A 17,955-nucleotide genomic window follows, 5' to 3' on the forward strand; every position below is an offset into this window, starting at 1 on the left:
TCACTTGCCCGGTTCGGGGTCCCTGGGCAGGCCGAGCATGCGCTCGCCGATGATGTTGAGCTGCACCTCGGTGGTGCCGCCGTAGATGGTCATCGCCCGGGTCGCGAGCACGGCGCGGTTCCAGTAGCCGGGGTCGCCGAGCTTCATGTCGGCCGCCGCCGTGGCCTGCGCGCCGATCAGGCTCACCGCGGTCTCGGAGACGTGCTGGGCGTGCGAGGTCGACAGCAGCTTGCGCACCGAGGCGTCGGCGCCCGGCTCGTTGCCGGCGAGCTGCTTGAGCGTCACCCGCAGCGACAGCGCGTTGATCGAGTGGCCCTCGCAGATGACGTGCGCGAGAGCGTCCGCCTCGACCGGCGTGAGGTCCCGGCCGAGCCGCTTGACGAGCCCGAGCAGGTCGGGCACGGACGCGCCGGTGCCGCCAGAGCCGGAGGAGAGCGAGACGCGCTCGTTCGAGAGCGTGTTCCTGGCCACCTTCCAGCCGTCGCCGACCTCGCCGACCACCAGGTCGTCGGAGACGAACACGTCGTCCAGGAAGACCTCGTTGAACAGGTTCTCGCCGGTCATCTCGGTGAGCGGGCGCACGGTGACGCCGGGCGACTTCATGTCGACGAGGAAGTACGTGATGCCCTCGTGTTTGGAGCCCTCGCTGGAGTTACGGGCGATGCAGATGCCCCATTCGGCGACGTGCGCGACGGATGTCCAGATCTTCTGGCCGTTGAGCCGCCAGCCGCCTTCGACCTTCTCCGCCTTCATCTGCAGCGAGGCCAGGTCGGAGCCGGCGCCGGGCTCGGAGAAGAGCTGGCACCACATCATCTCGCCGCTGAGCGTCTTGGGCAGGAACCGCTCCTGCTGCTCGGGCGTGCCGTAGACGGCGACGGACGGCACCACCCAGGCGCCGATGATCAGCGCGGGGAGCCTGACCTTGGCGGCCTTCAGCTCCTGGGCGATGAGCACCTGCTCCAGCGGGCTCGCGCCGCGCCCCCACGGCGCGGGCAGGTGCGGCATGACGAAGCCGCGCTCGGCCAGCGCCCGCTTCTGCTCCTTGCCCTCCAGCCGGGCGATCTCCGCGATCTCGGCGCGCAGGGCCTCGCGCAGCGGCTCGGCGTCCTCCGGCAGGTCGAGCTCCATCTCGCGGGTGACGCCGCGCAGGGCCAGCTCGGTGACGCGGGCGGCCCAGCCGGCGGAGCCGCCGAGCAGCGCGCGCAGGGTGAGCGCGCGCCGGTAGTAGAGGTGGGCGTCGTGCTCGAAGGTGTAGCCGATGCCGCCGAAGGTCTGGATGGCGTCCTTGGCGCACTGCACGGCCGCGTCGGGGGCCATGACGCCGGCGATCGCGGCCGCGTAGTCGAGCTCCTGGCCCGCGGCGCGGGTGGCGTCCCAGACGGTGGCGCGGGCCTGCTCCAGCGCGACCAGCATGCGCGACAGCTTGTGCTTGATGCCCTGGAACTGGCCGATCGGGCGGCCGAACTGCACGCGTACCTTCGCGTACTCGGCGGCGGCGGTCACGCACCAGGACGCGACGCCGGCGGCCTCGGCGCCGAGCAGGACGGCGGCGATGTTGCGCACGTCGGCGCTCTCCACCCCGTCGAGCACCCGGTCGGCGGGCACGGTGACGCCGTCCAGCTCGACCTTCGCCACGGACCTGGTGAGGTCGAGCGACTTGAGCGAGGTGACGGTGGCGGCGGTGGCGTCGACCGCCACCCACAGCTCGCCGTCGCCGGTGGCGACGGGAAGCACCAGCACGTCGGCCATCGCGCCGCCGAGCACCGGCTCCGCGGCGCCGGACACGGTCAGGGAGCCGTCGCCCGCCCGCGTGCCGGTCAGCGACCCGGTGAGGGCCAGCGCGCCGGTGCGGGTGCCGTCGGCCAGGCCGGGCAGCAGCTCGTGGTGCTTCGAGGCGTGGATCACCGCGCTGGCCAGCACGGTCGGCACGTAGGGGCCGGGCGCCATCCGCTCGGCCAGCGCCTCGACGGCGACAGCGGCCTCAAGCAGCCCGTAGCCGGAGCCGCCCGACTCCTCGGGCAGGTGGAGGCCTAGGAGGCCCTGCTCTGCCAGGCCCGGCCAGAAGGCGGGCCGCTCGTCGCCGGCAGAGCGGAGCGTGTCGGTGGGGATGCTGCGCTCCGCCCAGCCGCTCACCGACTCGTGGAGCGCCTCGTGCTCCTCGCTCAACCCGATCGCCATAGCTCATCCTCCAGGCGGTTCCGTAGATGCCAGAATCATATTCTAGAGCACGCTTCTGGCCTAGAGGGGGCGAACTTTCTCCGCCAGGGTGTTCAGATCTCTCCAGTACGCCCTGCCGCTCTCCGGGATCGAGGCCATCAGCATGGCGGGCTTGGTCTGGCCCACCTCCACGACGGACACCAGGGCGTGCCCGGTGCGCTGCTTGCCGCCGTCGGTGTAGGTCACCCGGAAGGCGAGCGTCCAGCCCTTGCCCCCGGACACCTTCAGCGAGCCGGTCCAGGCGAGGGTGGCGCCCTCCGGATACTGGGAACCCAGCGTCCAGCGGGCCGCCCTGGCCGCGATGGCCCGGTAGTCGGCGTCCGACCTGGGCTTGGTCTCCGGGTTGTCGCCGGGCAGCATCGCCGACGCGATCACCGTCTGCGGCACCCCGGCCTTGCCCACCCGCTGCGCGTGCGCGAACGGCGAGAACGACCTGGCCTGCCAGGGCTTGCCCAGCTTGGGGTAGCTGATGCCGGTCCTGCTGTCGGTCACGGTGCCGGTGGCGGCGGTGGCCCTGCCCGGCAGGTCGGCGAACGCCATCTTCGCGGGCACCGCCGGCAGCGGCGTCTCGGTGGGGGTCGGGGTCACCGAGGCCTCGGCCGACGTCGAGGGCACCGGGGCGACCTGGACGACGTCCTCGTTCTCCGGCTGGGTCGGCACGTCGCCGGAGAAGATCACGAACACCAGGAGGACGGCGGCCACCGTGGCGACGATGGCGCCGAGCAGGTAAACGACCTTGATCGGGATGTCCCCGATCCGGCTGACCAGCCCACCCTTCAACGGAGGCGGCCCCGCCGTCACCGGCAACGGCTCAGCCTCCCCGAACGGCGCACCCCCAGGCCCCACCGGCCCCGCCCCCACCCGCACGGGCCCCACCCCAGCCCGCCGCGGCCCCACACCCTGCCCAGCCGAAGACCCAGCCGGCCCAGCCGAACCACCGGCCGGCCCAGCCACCCCAGCCTGCCCGACAGAACCAGCCGAAGCACCAGGCTGCCCAGCCGGACCAGCCGGAGACCCAGCCTTCCCTGCCGACCCGGGCTGCCCGACCAACTCGGCCAGAGACCTGGCCTTCCGAGCCGGAGGACCAGCCTTTCCAGCACCGGCCTGCCCGGACGGCGCAGCCGAGCCGCTTGCGGGTCTAGCGGGACCGGCCCCAGGTCCGGCGGGGCCCGGCTGACCTGGACGACCGGCGGGACGCTCACCTCCGGGCCTCTGGGGGCCCGCAGACTGCGGAGCCCCTTTACCGGGTGCTCTCCCGGTCTGAGGGCCGGACGTCTCGATCGGATTCGGCCCGGACGGCGCGGAACCGCCGGAACTCCCAGGCTTGGAAGCACCGCCCGACTTCGCACCAGAAGGCCGGGAAGGGCCGCCCGATGCCGCCGGCTTGGGAGGCTCAGGGGTCACCTCCCCCTGGCCCGGACGAGGTGAGGCTCCTGAGGGACGGTCCCGGCGGAAGGCGATGGTTTCCTCCGCAGGCGGGACGATCTTGCGAAAGGGAGCGGTGGGAGCATCGTTGCCGTTGTTCTGATCGCCGACGTCCGCCATGGCTTGAAGGCTACGTCACCTGGACGGGCGACATTTCCGCTATGCCCGCACCAGAACGAAGTCACGTACCGTATCCATCAGGAGACGTCGCGCAACCCACACCCCTGACCTGCGTATCTTTCCGTCCGAGCTGGGCAGAGTACCGGGCATGCGCAAGATCGCTGGAGGGCTGGCCGCCGCCGTCCTGGTCACCGGTTGCGCCGGCGCGCCCGGAGTCCGCGGCACGGCCTCGCCGACCGCCTCACCCACCGCCACCGCCACCGCCACGGCGACCACCCCCTCGCCCAGCCCCACCGCCGAAGCGCTGCCGCTGGAGCAGACGTACGAGCGCGTCATCGCCCAGGTCCTGCCGTCGATCGTGCAGATCAACACGAAGGCCGGCCTCGGTTCCGGAGTCGTGTACGACGACAAGGGCCACATCGTCACCAACGCGCACGTCATCGGCGAGGCCACCACCATGGAGGTCACGCTCGCCACCGGCGGCGGCTCCCGCAGCGCGAAGCTGGTCGAGTCCTTCCCCGCCGGCGACCTCGCGGTGATCAAGGTGGACGACGCGCGGGGCCTGCGCCCGGCCACGTTCGCCGACTCGTCCAGGCTCAGGGTCGGCCAGCTCGTGCTCGCCATGGGCAACCCGCTGGGCCTGTCGGGCAGCGTCACCAACGGCATCGTCTCCGCGACGGGACGCACGGTCAGCGAGCCGCAGGGCGAAGGCTCGCCCGGCGCGACGATCGCCAGCGCCATCCAGACCTCGGCCGCGATCAACCCCGGCAACAGCGGCGGCGCCCTGGTCGACATGGCCGGACAGGTGATCGGCATCCCGACCCTGGCCGCCACCAACCCGTCGCTGGGCGGCGGCGCGGCCCCGGGCATCGGCTTCGCCATCCCCAGCAACACCGCCACGGACATCGCCGCCCAGATCGTCGAGCACGGCCGCGTGGTCAACAGCCACCGGGCGGCGCTGGGCATCACGGGCTCGACGGTGATCGGCGAAGACGGCCAGCCCGCCGGTGTCGCCGTCCGCTCGGTCCAGCCGAACGGCGGCGGCGCCAAGGCCGGCATCCGCGAGGGCGACATCATCGTCTCGGTCGCCGGCAAGCAGACCCCCACCATCGCCGACCTCACCGAAACCCTCACGGAGTACAAACCGGGCGACAAGGTCGAGATCGAGTTCGTACGCAACGGCGCCAGTCAGAAGGTCACCGTCACCCTGACCGAACTCCAGGCCGGGTGAGCCGCAGGCCGCCGCGCTCACTGCTTGATCGTGTAGACGATGTCGACGCGGCGGTTCTTGGCTCGGTTCTTCGGCAGGGGCTTGCCCTCGGCCGTGTTGGGCAGCTTGGGGCGGGTCTCGCCGAAGCCCTGGGCCTGGAGGGTCACGCCGGGGAGCGTCAGCAGGCCCGCCATGACCTGCTTGACGGCGTCCGCCCGGCGCTGGGAGAGGGTGTCGTTGTAGGCGTCGGCGCCCTGGTCGTCGGTGTGGCCCTCGACCCTCACCTGGCCGCCCGCGCCCTCGGTGTTGATCTGCTCGGCGACCTCCTTGAGCCGCTGCCTGGCCTTGGCGGTGAGCCGCCACTTGTCGAGCGCGAACAGCACGTCACTGGTGAGCGCCACCGTCACCTGGTCGCCCCGCTGGGACTCGCTCTCGCTGCCGTCGAGCGACTCGACCTCGCCGATGATGTCCTCGACGGGCAGCACCAGGTCCTCCACCACGCCGATCGCCGACTCCGGCGGAGGGGTCGGGGAGGCCAGCGTCAGGGCGAGGGCGAGACTAAGAGATCGGAACATCGGTGAACACGCCGATCTGCGGCATCTCGATGTTGACCTTGGTGACGTCGGCCGGCGGCGCGGCGAAGACCGCGTACAGGCTGGCGCTCTCGTCCTTCTCCAGGAACTCGCCCTGGGTGCCCGAGCAGACGCACTCGGCCTTGTCGTCGGTGCCGTTGCGGGCCACGCGGTAGCGCTTGGCGTTGACCGGGTCGATCAGGCTGACGCCGGACACGGAGTAGTCGAAGACGCCGCCGCCCATACCGTTGTGCACGTTGAAACTGCCTTCCAGACCGGTGATGGTCCAGTTGAGCGTCGCGGTCTTGCCCTGGCGCAGCAGCCCGGTGATCTCCACCCTGACCTTGGTCGCCCCGTCGGTGCCCTCGGCCTTGGTCTCGCGGCTGGCGATGACCTTGTCCCCCTGCGGCGGGGCGGTCTGCTGCTCGGCGGGGGGCGCGGTGGTCTCGGGCGGCGCGTTCTCGGTCTGGGCGGCCTGGGTCCCGCCCTGCTTCTCCTGGCCGCCGCCGCCCGTCGTGGGGGGAAGCATGCCGCAGCCGGTCAGCGCCACGACCGCCACCGCCAGCACGAACGTCTTGCGCATGGTTCACCTTTCGGGGGTTCTGAACTCAGGGCCCGAACGTTAGCGAGGCGACATTCAGGATCCGCATAGCGGGCTAAACGCCCCGCCTCCCGCGGGCCTCGCTCGCGAGCCGCTCGGCCGCCGCGCGGCCGAGCTCGTCACCGAGCCGGTCAAACTCTCCCATAGCACGCGTCAGCGCCTCAACCGCCTCATCGATCTTCTCCATGTCCAGGTACGACTCCGCCAGGACGAGCAGGGCCGCACCCGAACCGCGCCGGTCCCCGTAGACCGTGAAGGTCTCCAGCGCCTGCCCGGCCGAGTCCTCGGCGGCGTCCGGCAGCCCCTCGGCGCGGGCGACGCGGGCGAGCACCAGCAGTCCGGACGCCTCGGGCAGCCGGTCGCCGAGCCGCCGGTTGATCGCGACCCGCCGCTCCGCACAGGCCCGAGCCTCGGCGCGGCGGCCCGCCCCCAGGTGCAGCCTGGCCAGGTCGAGCAGCGCCTCGGCCTCGCCGCGCGGGTCGCCCAGCTCGCGGTAGACGGCCAGGCTCTCCTCCAGCGGCTCCCGGCCGGACAGCAGCGCGCCCAGCGCCCGCAGCGCGTCGGCCCTGCCGCGCTGGTCACCGGCCTGGCCGAAGACGTGCAGCGCCCGGCGCAGCACCCGCTCCGCCTCGGCCCTGCGGGGTTCGACCAACCCGAGCCGGAGCGTGATGCGGGCCAGCTCCAGCCCTTCCACCAGCGGCTGGGCGGCCCGGAGCGCCGCCGCCGCGGCGTCGTTCCTCCCCTCCGCCCGGTGCAAATCGGCCAGGCCGCGCAGCAGCAGCGCCTCCCCCTGCCGGTGGCCCGCCGCCCTGGCCGCGTCCAGCCCGGTCGCGGTCGTGGCATGCCAGTCGTCGTGGTGGCCGGCCAGCTCGAACAGCGGCGTCAGGTAGAACGCCAGCCGCCACGCGGCCTCGTACAGGCCCGCACGGAAGAAGTCGCCGACCGCCGCGACCAGGAAGCGGCGCTCCGCGCTCAGCCAGCGCGCCTCCTGGCGCAGCCGGCCCGTCTCCAGGATCTGTTCGGCGGTACGGACGAGCGTCCGGCCGGAGCCGGGCTCCGCGGGCAGCAGGGTGGCCCTGGCCCGCCTGGTCCGGTCGAGGATCTCCGCCGCCCTGGCCGCCAGCACCGGGCCGGGCCCGCCCTCCTCCGCCAGCCGCTCGGCCGCGTACAGCCTGGTCAGGTCGTGCCGGCCGAACCGCTCCTGGCCCGCCTCGTCCAGCCCGCGCGACTGCAGCAGCCCGGCCTCGGCCAGCGGCTCCAGGTCCTCGCCCAGCACCCACGGGGCGAAGTCGGGGGCCGTGAACGCGCCCAGCTCGCGCAGCAGCCGCCGCTCCGGCTCCGCCAGCCCGCGGTAACCGAGCGCCAGGCTGCCGCGCACGGCCAGGTCGCCCGCGCTCAGCTCGTCCAGCCTGCGCCGCTCGTCGCCGAGCCGCCCGGCCAGGTGGGCGACCGTCCAGCCGGACCTTCTGGCCAGCCGCGACCCGGCGATCCGCAGCGCCAGCGGCAGTCCGCCGCACAGCCGGACGATCTCTCGCGCCGCCTCCGGCTCGGCCGCCACCCGGTCGCGGCCGGCCACCCCAGCGAGCATCTCTAACGCCTCGTCCGGATCCAGCACCCCCAGCTCGTACGGCCTGGCCGCCTCCAACCCTGCCAGCGGCGAGCGGCTGGTCACGATCGTCACGCTGCCAGGGCCGGTCGGCAGCAGGGGACGCACCTGCGTCTCGCCGGCCGCGTCGTCGAGCACCACGACCAGCCGCCGGGCCGAGGTGAGCCGGCGGTAGAGCCGGACCCGCTCGTCCAGCGCCGGCGGCACCGCGCCGTCGGGCCGGCCGAGCGACCGCAGCAGGTCCTCCAGCACGGCCCCCGGCGCCCGCTCGCCGAGCACCGCGTACAGCCTCCCGTCGCCGGGCTCCAGCAGGTTCGCCGCCCGCACGGCCACGGCCGACTTGCCGCACCCGGCGGGCCCGTGCACCACCAGACAAACCGGCGCCCGCGCCACCCCCACCACCCCGGCACCCGAAGCGAGACCACCGCCACCGCCTCCAGAGCCCGTGGCGAAACCACCGTTTGAGAAACCCGCAGCGGGACCGCCAGTGCCGTCCGTGTTCCCTGTCGTGGTGTCGCGGGCCCACCGGGTGACCCAGGAGAGGACGTCCCGCCTACCGGTGAAATCCGAAATATCCGGCGGCAGCTCGTCGAGCGGGGTCGTGGAGATCCGGGCCGGTGCCACCACCTCGCCCGCGAGCACCCGGTCGTGCGCCTCCCGCAGCTCAGGCCCCGGCTCCAGCCCCAGCTCGTCGACCAGCACCCGCCGCGCCTCCTGGTAGGCCGCCAGCGCCTCCGACCGCCGCCCCGCCTGGTGCAGGGCCGCCATCAGGTGCGCCCACCCCCGCTCACGCAACGGGTGGGAGTTCACCAGCGCCCGCAGCTCGCCGACCACCTCACCGCCGCGCCCCAGCCGCAGGTCCAGGTCCACGCGCTCCTCCAGCGCGGTCAGGCGCGACTCCTCAAGGGGTACGGCATGCGTACGGCGCAGCTCGGCACTGTCGACGCCCGCCAGCGCCTCCCCCCGCCACAGCGCCAGCGCCTCCCTGAACCGGGCGGCCGCCTCCACGTGCCCGCCCGCCTCCCGAATCCTCCTGGCCTCCCCCACGAGCCGCTCGAACCGGTGGCAGTCGATCTCGTCCCGGTCCACCGCCAGCAGGTAACCGCCCGGCACGGTGGTGATCCCCCCGACCAGCTTGCGCAGCGCGCTCACGTACACCCGCAGCACCGACTCGGCTGACGCGGGCGGCCGGTCGCCCCACAGCACGGTGATCAGCCGTTCGACCGGCACCGCCGTACCCGCCGACAGGAGCAGCGCCGCCAGCAGCGCCCGGTGCTTGGCCGGGCCCGGCTCCCCGCCGTCCCCGACCCTGAGCGGCCCCAGCAGCCCGAACCGCACGCCCACCGTCCCTCAGCCCCGCGCCGGTCGCAGCGCGAACGACTCGAACCGCACCCGCACCGCCTTCCCGGCCTCCGGCGCGGCGTGCACCCCCGCCATGCCGGGACCCAGCGGCGCCTCCGCGTCGGTGGCCTCGGCCACCAGGCGATCGTTCAGCCACATCCGCAGCGTCACCTCGCCGTCGCCACCGGCGCACTCGGCGACGACCCGGTTCGTGCCCTCGGACGCCGCCTTCTCCGGTCCGTACAGAACCACGCCCTCCTGCCCCGTGCGGCGCTTGACGATCGCCACCCGGCCCGCGCCGCTGACCCCGAACTCGTACCGGCCACCCGAGCCGCCGTGGCACCACACCCCGTACTCGCCCGCGCCCTCCCGCAACTCCGCCTTCGCGCTGACGACCACCCCGCCACCGGGCTCCCGCCGCGGCGCCGACTTCCACAACCGCCACCCGTCCTCGACGGCCAGCACATACCCGGAACCGTCTTTCTCAGCGGTCCCCGCCTCCGACGCCCCCACCTCCCACCCATCGGCGAACCCACTCTCGTACGGCCACGCCTCCCCCCTCAACACGCCCCCCGCAACAGCCACACCCACGACCACCGCCACCAACCCGCCCACCCACCAACGCCACTGCGCCCCACCCCTCCCCTTCTTACGCGCACCGCCGACGGCCCCCTGGGAGTCAGGACCACCCTGCGCACTCACAACAGATCCGCCGTACGGAACCGCACCCCCACCCTGAGAGGCAGGGGCACCCTGCGCACTCACAGCAGACCCGCCGTACGGAACCGCATCGCCGCCCTCAGCGGCAGCACCCGTCCGCTCAGGGGCGCCCCGCAGCGCGGGCGAGCCACCCGCCGCCCCAGAGACGTCCCCGTACGGAACCGCACCCCGGGAGGTGGGAGAAGCCTGCGGACTCGCGGGAGATCCGCTGGACGGGGGCGCTGGGGGGAGGTGGGGAGGGGACGGGGGGCGGGTGAGGGGGGTGGTCCAGGTGCGCTCGACGGCTTCGGTGGCCGAGGCGGGGCTGGTCGGGGGGCCGCCGAGGAGGTCGGCGAGGAGGCGGGACACCGGCGGGCGGGCCCGGGGGTCCTTGGCGAGGGCCTGTTCCACCAGCCCGCGGACGCCGTCGTCCAGCCCGTCCAGGCGGGGCCTCTCGTTGACGACGCGGTTGAGCACCTCGCCAGGGGAGCCGCCGCCGAACGGGGAGCGGCCGGTGCCGGCGAACGCGATGACCCCGCCCCAGGCGAACACGTCGGTGAACGGCCCGACGGTCTCGCCGCGCGCCTGCTCGGGCGCCATGAACGCGGGTGTGCCGAGGATCGCCTGGCTGGTGTCGGACCCGACGAGCTGGGCGATGCCGAAGTCGATGACGCGCGGCCCGAGCGGCGACAGCAGCACGTTCGACGGCTTGAGGTCGCGGTGGATCACCCCGGCGCCGTGGATGGCGCTCAGCGCGGTGGCGATGCCGACCGCCAGCGCCTCCAGGTTGCCCCCGGACAACGGCCCCTGGTCGCGCACGGCCCGCGCCAGGTCGGGGCCTTTCACGTACTCGGTGACGAGGTAGGCGACGTCGCCGTCGATGCCGGCGTCCAGGACGGGCGCGGTGCAGAACCGGGCGACCCGGCGCGCGGCCGCCACCTCGCGCTCGAACCTGCGGCGGAAGGCGGGGTCGCGGGCCAGCCTAGGGTGGATGACCTTGACGGCGGCCAGCCCGCCGGTGGGGGTGGCGGCCAGGTGCACCTCGCCCATGCCGCCGCGACCGAGGACGCGCCGCAACGCGTACCCGCCGATGACCCGATCGCTCACCGCAGACACGATAGCCAGGTCCGGATCGTCCCGCTCGGGGCGTGTATCCGTGTCCGAAAGACGAGGATCCCAAGTTTCCAGACCAGCAGCCCGCCCTCCCCTCCCCGTCTTCCCCGTACGGCGTCACCGTCGGAGACATGTCAGAGACGACCGCACGCGCCACAGGCCGCAACTGGGGCCGATTCGCCCTGCACTACATCGAAATGATCATCGCGATGTTCGCCGGCATGTTCCTCCTGGACCTCGTCTGGTCCATGGCCGGCGTGCACGTCTCGTACGCGACCCACCCGGAGGCCGCGTACCTGCTCATGGCGCTCAACATGTCGATCGGTATGGCCGTGTGGATGCGCTTCCGCGGCCACGGCTGGGGGTCGACGCTGGAGATGTGCGCCGCCATGTTCGCACCGGCCGTGCCGCTCTTCCCGCTGCTGTGGCTGGGGCTCATCGACGGTCACGGGGTGATGATCGCGGCGCACGTGGCGATGTTCCCCGCCATGCTGGCCGTCATGCTCCGCCGGCTGGACGAGTTCGCCGGCTGTGCCCGTTGACCCTGCGGTACCGGTCCAGCACGTCCTGCCGCAGCAGGTGGCCGAACCCGGCCCGCTCCAGCCGCGTCCCGAGCTGGGCCGCGGTGCCGCCGAGAGCGGCGGCGGCGTCCTCCAGACGCCAGTCGTGCTCGTGCAGCACGCGCAGCAGGTGGCCGCGCCGCACCTGGGCCTGCGACAGCCTGAAGGTCTTCAGGTACGCGAGCCGCCCGTCCTCGGCGGTGATCGTCTCCCCGATGTGGTTCTCCGCCCGGCGGTCGAAGGCCGGCAGGAAACGCCGCAGCCGGAACCCGCCGAGCCGGTACACCTCCTCCACCCGGTCCGGCGAGCCCAGCAGGCCCGCCGCCATGACCGAGTCGTGGAAGCCGGCCCACTCCCGCTCCTGCCGCGCCGCCTCGGCCCGCAGGTCCGCCAGGGAGGAGACCCGGCTCTCGTCGATCACCGCGGGGAAGTCACGGGCCGGGTAGAACGTCGCGTACTCGTGGATGAGCTCCCCGTACAGATCGCGTACCAGGGTCGGGTGCAGCGCCCGGTAGTCGTCAGGATGCGGCACCACGAACGCGCTCGCCAGCGTGTCACCCGCGTACAGCAGCAGCCCGCACTGGCCGGGGTGGATCTCGAAGACGCGCAGCGCGTCCTCCAGCCCGCGCACCTCCGCCCCGGTGCGGGCGTCCTCGGCGCGCGGCGACAGCCCCCGCGCGACCGCCTGGCGTGACCACTCCGCCCAGGCGATCACCGGCCCGCGGAAGTGCAGCGCCAGGTAGCCCTCCAGGGCGAGGTGCAGGGGCAGGAAGCGCAGCCGGTTCTTGTCCACGCGCCTGGCCATCCGCCGGCGGAACCTGACGTCCATGCGGTCGAGCGGCTCCCCGAGCTGGGTGCCGTACGCTGCGGCCGGGCTCCCGTCGCCGGTCCACGACGCCACGAACGCGTGCGGGACGTACGCCACGTACACCGACTTGTCCGGCAGGCCGACAACGCTCAGCTCGTCCCCGTACACCCGGGCGTGCAGCCGCAGGTCGAGGATCGGCTCCGGCCGGACCAGCGGCACCAGCCGCACCGCTCCCCAGGTCTGGGCGGGCCGGGTCTCCAGCCCGGCGAGGTCGATCATCGCGCCGCCGCCCTCTCCTCCAGGTACGCGCGCAGCTCGGCCGGCCCGGTGCGGCCCTGCGCGAACCCGGCCAGCTCGACCAACGCCGGCAGGTCCTCGGCGTCGCGGATCCCGGCCGTCGGAACCAGCGGCGACAGCCTGCGCACCTCGAACCGCTCCGCGTCGTACACCGGGTTCAGGTGCACGACGCGTACCCCGCCCGCCGGGTCGAGCCGGCGCCGCCAGACCCGCAGGACCTCGGCGGCCAGCCCGGGAGGCGCGTTGTCCCACCCGTCGGAGACGATGACCAGCCGGTCGGGCCGCGGGTCGAGCGCGTCGAGCACCCGCTGTCCCAGCGGCGTCGGCCCGTCCGGCCGCGCCATCACCGGGTCGGCGAGCCCTGACACCCACAGCCCTCGGTAGGACCCGGCCAGCGCCTCCAGCAGGTAGTGGCAGGCCAGCGCGACCGCCAGCGGCCTGCGCCGCTTCACCGGCGAGCCGAACGACGAGAAGCTGTCGTCCAGCACCGCCGCGACGCTCCCCCACGTCCCCCGCCGCGGCCCCGCCGCCCGCGCCGCCGCCGCGCGCAGCGCCGCCACGTGCTGACGCCGCTCGCCGTACGGCAGCGACAGCACGTACGAGGCCGCGCGCACCAGCGGCATGGCCGCCAGATCGGCCTTGTCCCGGATCCCCGCACGCTCATGGGCGCCGGCCAGCCGCAGCCGCTCCGAACGGGTCAGGCGGGGCGCGATCCGCTCCAGGAAGACCGCCCTGGGGATGCCGTGCCGGGCCGCGAACCCCTCCGCCACCGTGTACGGCAGCTCGTACAGCGCCTGCTTCTCGTGGTGGGCACGGCGCCAGGCCTCCAGCACCGGGGTGTCGAAGCGGGCGCGCCGGTGCGGCGCGAACAGGAAGTCGCCCAGCTCGCCCGGCGGCCGCAGGTGCGCGTGACGCACCGCCGCCTTCATCGCGGAGCGGTACTTGACCGCGTCGAAGGCCAGGTCGGGCCGGGCCAGCAGCCAGTCGCGGATGACCGCCCTGGTGCGCCGGTTGTTCACGCCGTCCCGCCGCAGCTCACCGAACAGCCGGTAGACGCGTGGCGGGCTCATCCTGGCCAGCCGCCAGGAGATGAGCGGGCCGTCGCCGCGGGCCTTCAGCACGTTGTGGATGATCATCGCGGCGTTGTGGTCGTTGACGTCCAGCGCCAGCGTGGCCGCGTACAGATCGGGATAGTTGCCGTGGATGTAGCGGTGCAGGAAGTCCAGCGACAGCCGCTGCTCGCCCGCCGTGGCGCGGAACTCCCGCTGCCCGGTCGAGGTGATGGCCGCGTTCGCGAACAGCAGCACGTCCTCGCACTCGATCAGGTCGGCGTAGGTGTCCATGGCTCCCCGGGATGACGGCGCCGGCCGGGGAGTGGGGGCACGAACTGCGAAGCATCGCTTCATAGGCGGGTTCCGGAAGTCGCGCCTGAGTCCCGCGACCGGCTGCTCCCGGACCTTACCGGGCGGCAGCCGGACGAGCGACGAAATATCCGCATTCTGCCGTCGGCCGGCCCGGCCGCCTCCCGCCCGCCGGTTCCCCGGGGGCGGGAGGTGAGCCGGCGCTCACTAGGGCTCGCAGCCGGCCTCGGTGTCGGTGCCGAGCCCGCCGTTGCAGTCGTCGGTGCCCGGTCCTCCGTTGAGGTCGTCGTTCCCGTTGTTGCCGTTGAGCTCGTCGTCGCCGGCGTTCCCGCGCAGCTCGTCGTCCCCGGCGCCGCCGTTGAGCTCGTCGTTCCCGTTCCCGCCGCGCACGTCGTCGGCGCCGCCCCCGCCGCGCGCGGTGTCGTTCCCGTCGCCGCCGCGGAGCTCGTCGTCGTCCGCCTCGCCGCGGATCTGGTCGTCGCCGCCCTGGCCGCGCACCTCGTCCGCGCCTGCCCCGCCGCGGATGTCGTCGTTCTCCGGACCGCCGAGCAGCTCGTCGTCGCCGGCGCCGCCGCGGATGACCGCGCGCCGCTGGACGTTGACGTCGGCGCTGTCGTCGCCGTCGCCGAGGAGGACGCGGACCCGGGTCACCTGTGCCGCCGGAACGGTGGCGTTGGAGCCCGCGGCCGTGCAGCCGGTGCCCGCCACCACCTCTCCGGCGTTGTCCTCGACCACGAACCGCACGCCGTCCTGCCTGATCTCGACCTCGTTGGCGACGCCCGCGTCCGCCGTGTAGCGCAGCTCGCCCGCGACGAGCGTGCAGGTGCCGACGTCGGCGAACGTGGCCGCGGACGTGGGCAGCGCGGCCATCCCCACCGTCACCAGGGCCGCCGCGGCCATGGCCAGATGCCGTCGCATCATGATCTTCCTCCTGTCGACCGCCCGGACCGTGCCGGGCTCACATCCACAGGACGGTAGGTTCCGCGCCCCCCGCACCGCCTCCGGCGACGGCCAGGGGAGGTCCCTAGGCCCGCGCCCGCCCGGCTCCGGGCGACGCCGACGTCCCGGCACGCCCGTACCGGGGGATCACCACAGCGGAGGCGAGGCCGCCCGCTCCGCGCGGTGCCGCGCCAGCCGGGCCTTGACCTGCTGCGCCGCGGCGTGACCGATCTCGGTGAGTATGGCGAGCGCCTCGTTCCACGCCTCCAGCGCGGCGTCCCCGGCCCCCGTCGCCTCCCGGACGTCGCCCAGCCGGCTGAGCGTGGTGGCCTGGTTGTACCGGTCGCCGAGCTCCCTGAACAACCTGAGCGCCTGGTCGTAACAGGCCGCCGCCTGCCCGGGGTCGCCGAGGCTGTGGTGCGCGAAGCCCAGGCTGTCCCAGGTCTGGGCCTGACCGCCGAGGTCGTCGAGCATCTGGTGCAGGGCGAGCGCCTCCTCGCAGCAGACGAGCGACTGGCGGTGGTCGCCCATCCGGCCGTGGAACCAGCCGACGGCGTTCAGCGTGTCCGCCTCGCCCGCCCGGTGGCCGACGGCGCGGTAGAGCTTCAGCGCCTTCTGGGCGTGGTGGAGCGCCTCCGCGTCCCGCCCCTGGGGTTCGAGCAGCGCGGCCAGGTTGCGGTGCGCGTACGCCTGCCCGGCCTTGTCGCCCAGCGCGTTGAACAGCTTCAGCGCCGCCCTCAGGTGCCGGTCGGCGTCGTCGTACTCGTCGAGCCGCGCGCAGCCGCGGGCCACGCCGCGGTGCGAAAGCGCCTCGCCGAGGCGGTCGCCGGCGCGTTCGGCGGCGGTCAGGGCGGCGAGCTGCACGGTCTTCAGGTCACGCCAGTGTCCTTGCCGGTCGAGGTAGGTGGACAGCGCCCAGCCCAGCTGCCAGGCGCACACGTCGAGCCGGTGCGCCACCGCCTGCTCGACGACGGCGATGAGCACCGCGTGCTCGGCGGCGTACCAGGTCATCGCCTCCTCGGTGGTGGTGAGGTCCACCGGGATGACGCCGGGCCGCGGCGGCTCGACGGTGGGCGGGTCCCTGAGCGGGTTGATGAGCCGGTCGGCGGGGAAGGCGGTCTGCAGGTAGTGGTCGCAGCCGCGGCCGACCGCCGCGCGCCGGTCGGCCTCCGTCTCCAGCGTCCCTGCCAGCTCGACCGCGTACGCCCTCAGCAGGTCATGGAGCGTGAACCGGCCCGGCCTGTGCTCGTTGACGAGGTTCGCCCGTACGAGTTCCGCCAGGGCGGCCCGCGCGTCCGCCGGGCGCACCCCCGCGAGGCTGGCGGCGGCGTAGAGCGTGATGTCCGGCCCCGGATGCAGCGCCAGCAGTCTGAACAGGCGCTGCGCCATCGGGGCGAGCCGGTGCACCGACCAGGAGAAGACCGAGCGCATGTCGGTCGCCCGGTCGTCGCTGCGGAACGCGTCCAGCCCGCCCCTGGCCACCCGCAGCTCGCCGGCCAGCGTCTTCAGCGGGACGGCCGGGCGGACCGCCGCGCGGGCGGCCACGATCGCCAGCGCCAGCGGCAGCCGGCCGCACCTCTCGATGAGGACCCCGGTCGCGTCCGGGTCCTCGTCGACCCGCGCCGCGCCGAGGCGGCGCGCCAGGAACGCCCGGGACTCCTCGGTCGACAGGGTGTCCACCGTCAGCAGCTGCGCGCCCTCGCTGACCACGAGCCCGGACAATTGATCGCGGCTGGTCACCACCACCACGCTCTGAGCCGAGCCGGGCAGCAGGGGCCGGACCTGCTCGGCGCTCTCCGCGTTGTCCAGGATCAGCAGCATCCGCTGGTCGGCGACCAGGCTGCGGAACAGTGCCGCCTGCGCCTCGACGGTCACCGGGATCCGCTCGGGCGGCACCGCGAAGGTGTCCAGGAACCCCCGCAGTGCCTCGGCCGGCCGCATGGCCGCCCCGGTGGGGTCGAAACCGCGCAGGTTGACGTAGAGCTGACCGTCGGGGAACCGGTGCCGCACCCGATGCGCCCAGTGGACGGCGAGCGCCGTCTTGCCCACACCGCCCATGCCCGCGAGCGCGTGGATCACCACCGGCCGGGCGGAGCCGCCACCGGCGCACAGCACGTCCAGGCGGGCCAGCTCGGCCTCCCGCCCGGTGAAGTCCGGCAGGCCGTACGGGAGCTGCGCGGGTGAGGGCAGCCGCCCGCGCCGGACCGCCGGGGCCGTCGTGAGCTGGGGGTCGGCCGCCAGGATCTGCTCGTGCACGCGCCGCAGCTGCGGCCCCGGCTCGACGCCCAGCTCGTCGAGCAGGTGGCGGCGCGCCTCGTGGAAGGCGGCCAGCGCCTCGGCCTGACGGCCCGACCGGTACAGGGCCAGCATCAGCAGGACCCGCAGCCGCTCACGCAGCGGATGCTGGGCCACGAGCAGCCGCAGCTCGTTGACCACCTCCAGCGTGCGGCCGAGAGCCAGGTCGAGGTCGATCCGGTCCTCCAGGACGTCGACGCGGCGCTCGCCGAGCCGCTCCCGCTCGGCGGTCAGCGCGGGGCCGACGAGCCCTTCGCACAGCGGCCCCCGCCACAGCTTGAGCGCCGCGTGCAGCACGTCGGAGGCCCGCTGGAGATCGCCTTCCGCGCGCGCCGCGCGGGCGCGCGCGACCTCGGACTCGAACACCTGAAGGTCCAGCCCGCCGGGCGGGACGAGCACGCTGTAGCCGGCGTCGGTCCAGGCCAGCACCCGGGACGGGGTCCGCGGGGAGCGGCCGGGCTCCAGCACCCGGCGCAGCCCGGAGACGTGCTTCTGCACGAGGTTCAGCGCGTACGTGGGCGGCGACTCACCCCACACGGCGTCGATGAGCTGCTCGCGGGTGAGCGACCTGTTGGCGTTGAGCAGGAGCACCGCCAGCACCGTGCGTTGCTGGACCGAGCCGAGGGCGAGCGCGGACTCTCCGAGCCAGGCCCGAAGTGACCCCAGCACCTCGAAGGTGACGGTGCGGCCACGATCGCCCATGCCGTCTCCCGGTGCGTTGAGCAATCCCCCGTAAACATAGACCGCTTCGAGGCCTCCGTACAAAGGCCTTTCCACCTCCGGCCACCACT

General features: G+C 73.8%; 12 protein-coding genes. 2 read left to right on the forward strand and 10 right to left on the reverse strand.

The features are described 5' to 3' along the window. The gene (locus FR742_RS30665; protein ID WP_148034160.1) at nucleotides 1–2,178 is read right to left on the reverse strand and encodes an acyl-CoA dehydrogenase; all 2,178 of its coding nucleotides are present in this window, start codon (nucleotides 2,176–2,178) and stop codon (nucleotides 1–3) included. Between the two features lie 60 nt (nucleotides 2,179–2,238). After that, complete coding sequence (locus tag FR742_RS30670; RefSeq protein WP_187281375.1) at nucleotides 2,239–3,084, reverse strand: hypothetical protein; 846 nt, start codon at nucleotides 3,082–3,084, stop codon at nucleotides 2,239–2,241. A gap of 826 nt (nucleotides 3,085–3,910) precedes the next feature. On the opposite strand from FR742_RS30670, the gene FR742_RS30680 reads away from it, so the two are divergent. Continuing rightward, the gene (locus FR742_RS30680; RefSeq protein ID WP_148034163.1) at nucleotides 3,911–4,993 is read left to right on the forward strand and encodes a S1C family serine protease; all 1,083 of its coding nucleotides are present in this window, start codon (nucleotides 3,911–3,913) and stop codon (nucleotides 4,991–4,993) included. Between the two features lie 17 nt (nucleotides 4,994–5,010). Here the strand turns inward: FR742_RS30680 and FR742_RS30685 are convergent, their stop codons facing one another. The 4 genes from FR742_RS30685 to FR742_RS30700 form a co-directional block, all read right to left on the reverse strand. After that, the gene (locus FR742_RS30685) at nucleotides 5,011–5,547 is read right to left on the reverse strand and encodes an OmpA family protein (RefSeq protein ID WP_148034164.1); all 537 of its coding nucleotides are present in this window, start codon (nucleotides 5,545–5,547) and stop codon (nucleotides 5,011–5,013) included. Next, complete coding sequence (locus tag FR742_RS30690) at nucleotides 5,531–6,127, reverse strand: lipoprotein (protein WP_148034165.1); 597 nt, start codon at nucleotides 6,125–6,127, stop codon at nucleotides 5,531–5,533. The genes FR742_RS30685 and FR742_RS30690 overlap by 17 nt, the downstream gene beginning before the upstream one ends. 73 nt (nucleotides 6,128–6,200) lie before the next feature. Next, a complete protein-coding gene (locus FR742_RS30695) occupies nucleotides 6,201–9,089 on the reverse strand; it encodes a BTAD domain-containing putative transcriptional regulator (protein WP_261808827.1) in 2,889 nt (962 codons plus the stop codon). A 12-nt stretch (nucleotides 9,090–9,101) separates the two neighbouring features. Beyond that, complete coding sequence (locus FR742_RS30700) at nucleotides 9,102–10,898, reverse strand: serine/threonine-protein kinase (protein ID WP_148034167.1); 1,797 nt, start codon at nucleotides 10,896–10,898, stop codon at nucleotides 9,102–9,104. A gap of 137 nt (nucleotides 10,899–11,035) precedes the next feature. On the opposite strand from FR742_RS30700, the gene FR742_RS30705 reads away from it, so the two are divergent. After that, nucleotides 11,036–11,446: a hypothetical protein gene (locus FR742_RS30705; RefSeq protein WP_148034168.1), complete on the forward strand. Its 411-nt coding sequence runs from the start codon at nucleotides 11,036–11,038 to the stop codon at nucleotides 11,444–11,446. On the opposite strand, the gene FR742_RS30710 is transcribed toward FR742_RS30705, so the two are convergent. From FR742_RS30710 to FR742_RS30725, 4 genes are all read right to left on the reverse strand, one after another. After that, nucleotides 11,403–12,551 (reverse strand): ARPP-2 domain-containing protein, encoded by a 1,149-nt coding sequence (locus tag FR742_RS30710; protein ID WP_148034169.1) that lies wholly within the window; start codon nucleotides 12,549–12,551, stop codon nucleotides 11,403–11,405. The genes FR742_RS30705 and FR742_RS30710 overlap by 44 nt on opposite strands. After that, nucleotides 12,548–13,912 (reverse strand): hypothetical protein, encoded by a 1,365-nt coding sequence (locus tag FR742_RS30715; protein WP_148034170.1) that lies wholly within the window; start codon nucleotides 13,910–13,912, stop codon nucleotides 12,548–12,550. The genes FR742_RS30710 and FR742_RS30715 overlap by 4 nt, the downstream gene beginning before the upstream one ends. Before the next feature lie 225 nt (nucleotides 13,913–14,137). After that, nucleotides 14,138–14,851, reverse strand: coding sequence for a calcium-binding protein (locus FR742_RS30720; RefSeq protein WP_148034171.1), 714 nt, complete (start codon nucleotides 14,849–14,851; stop codon nucleotides 14,138–14,140). A gap of 165 nt (nucleotides 14,852–15,016) precedes the next feature. Then, complete coding sequence (locus FR742_RS30725; protein ID WP_148034172.1) at nucleotides 15,017–17,866, reverse strand: BTAD domain-containing putative transcriptional regulator; 2,850 nt, start codon at nucleotides 17,864–17,866, stop codon at nucleotides 15,017–15,019. Between the last annotated feature and the right edge of the window lie 89 nt (nucleotides 17,867–17,955).

Source organism: Nonomuraea sp. C10 (genome assembly GCF_008017515.1).
Lineage (GTDB): Bacteria > Actinomycetota > Actinomycetes > Streptosporangiales > Streptosporangiaceae > Nonomuraea > Nonomuraea ferruginea.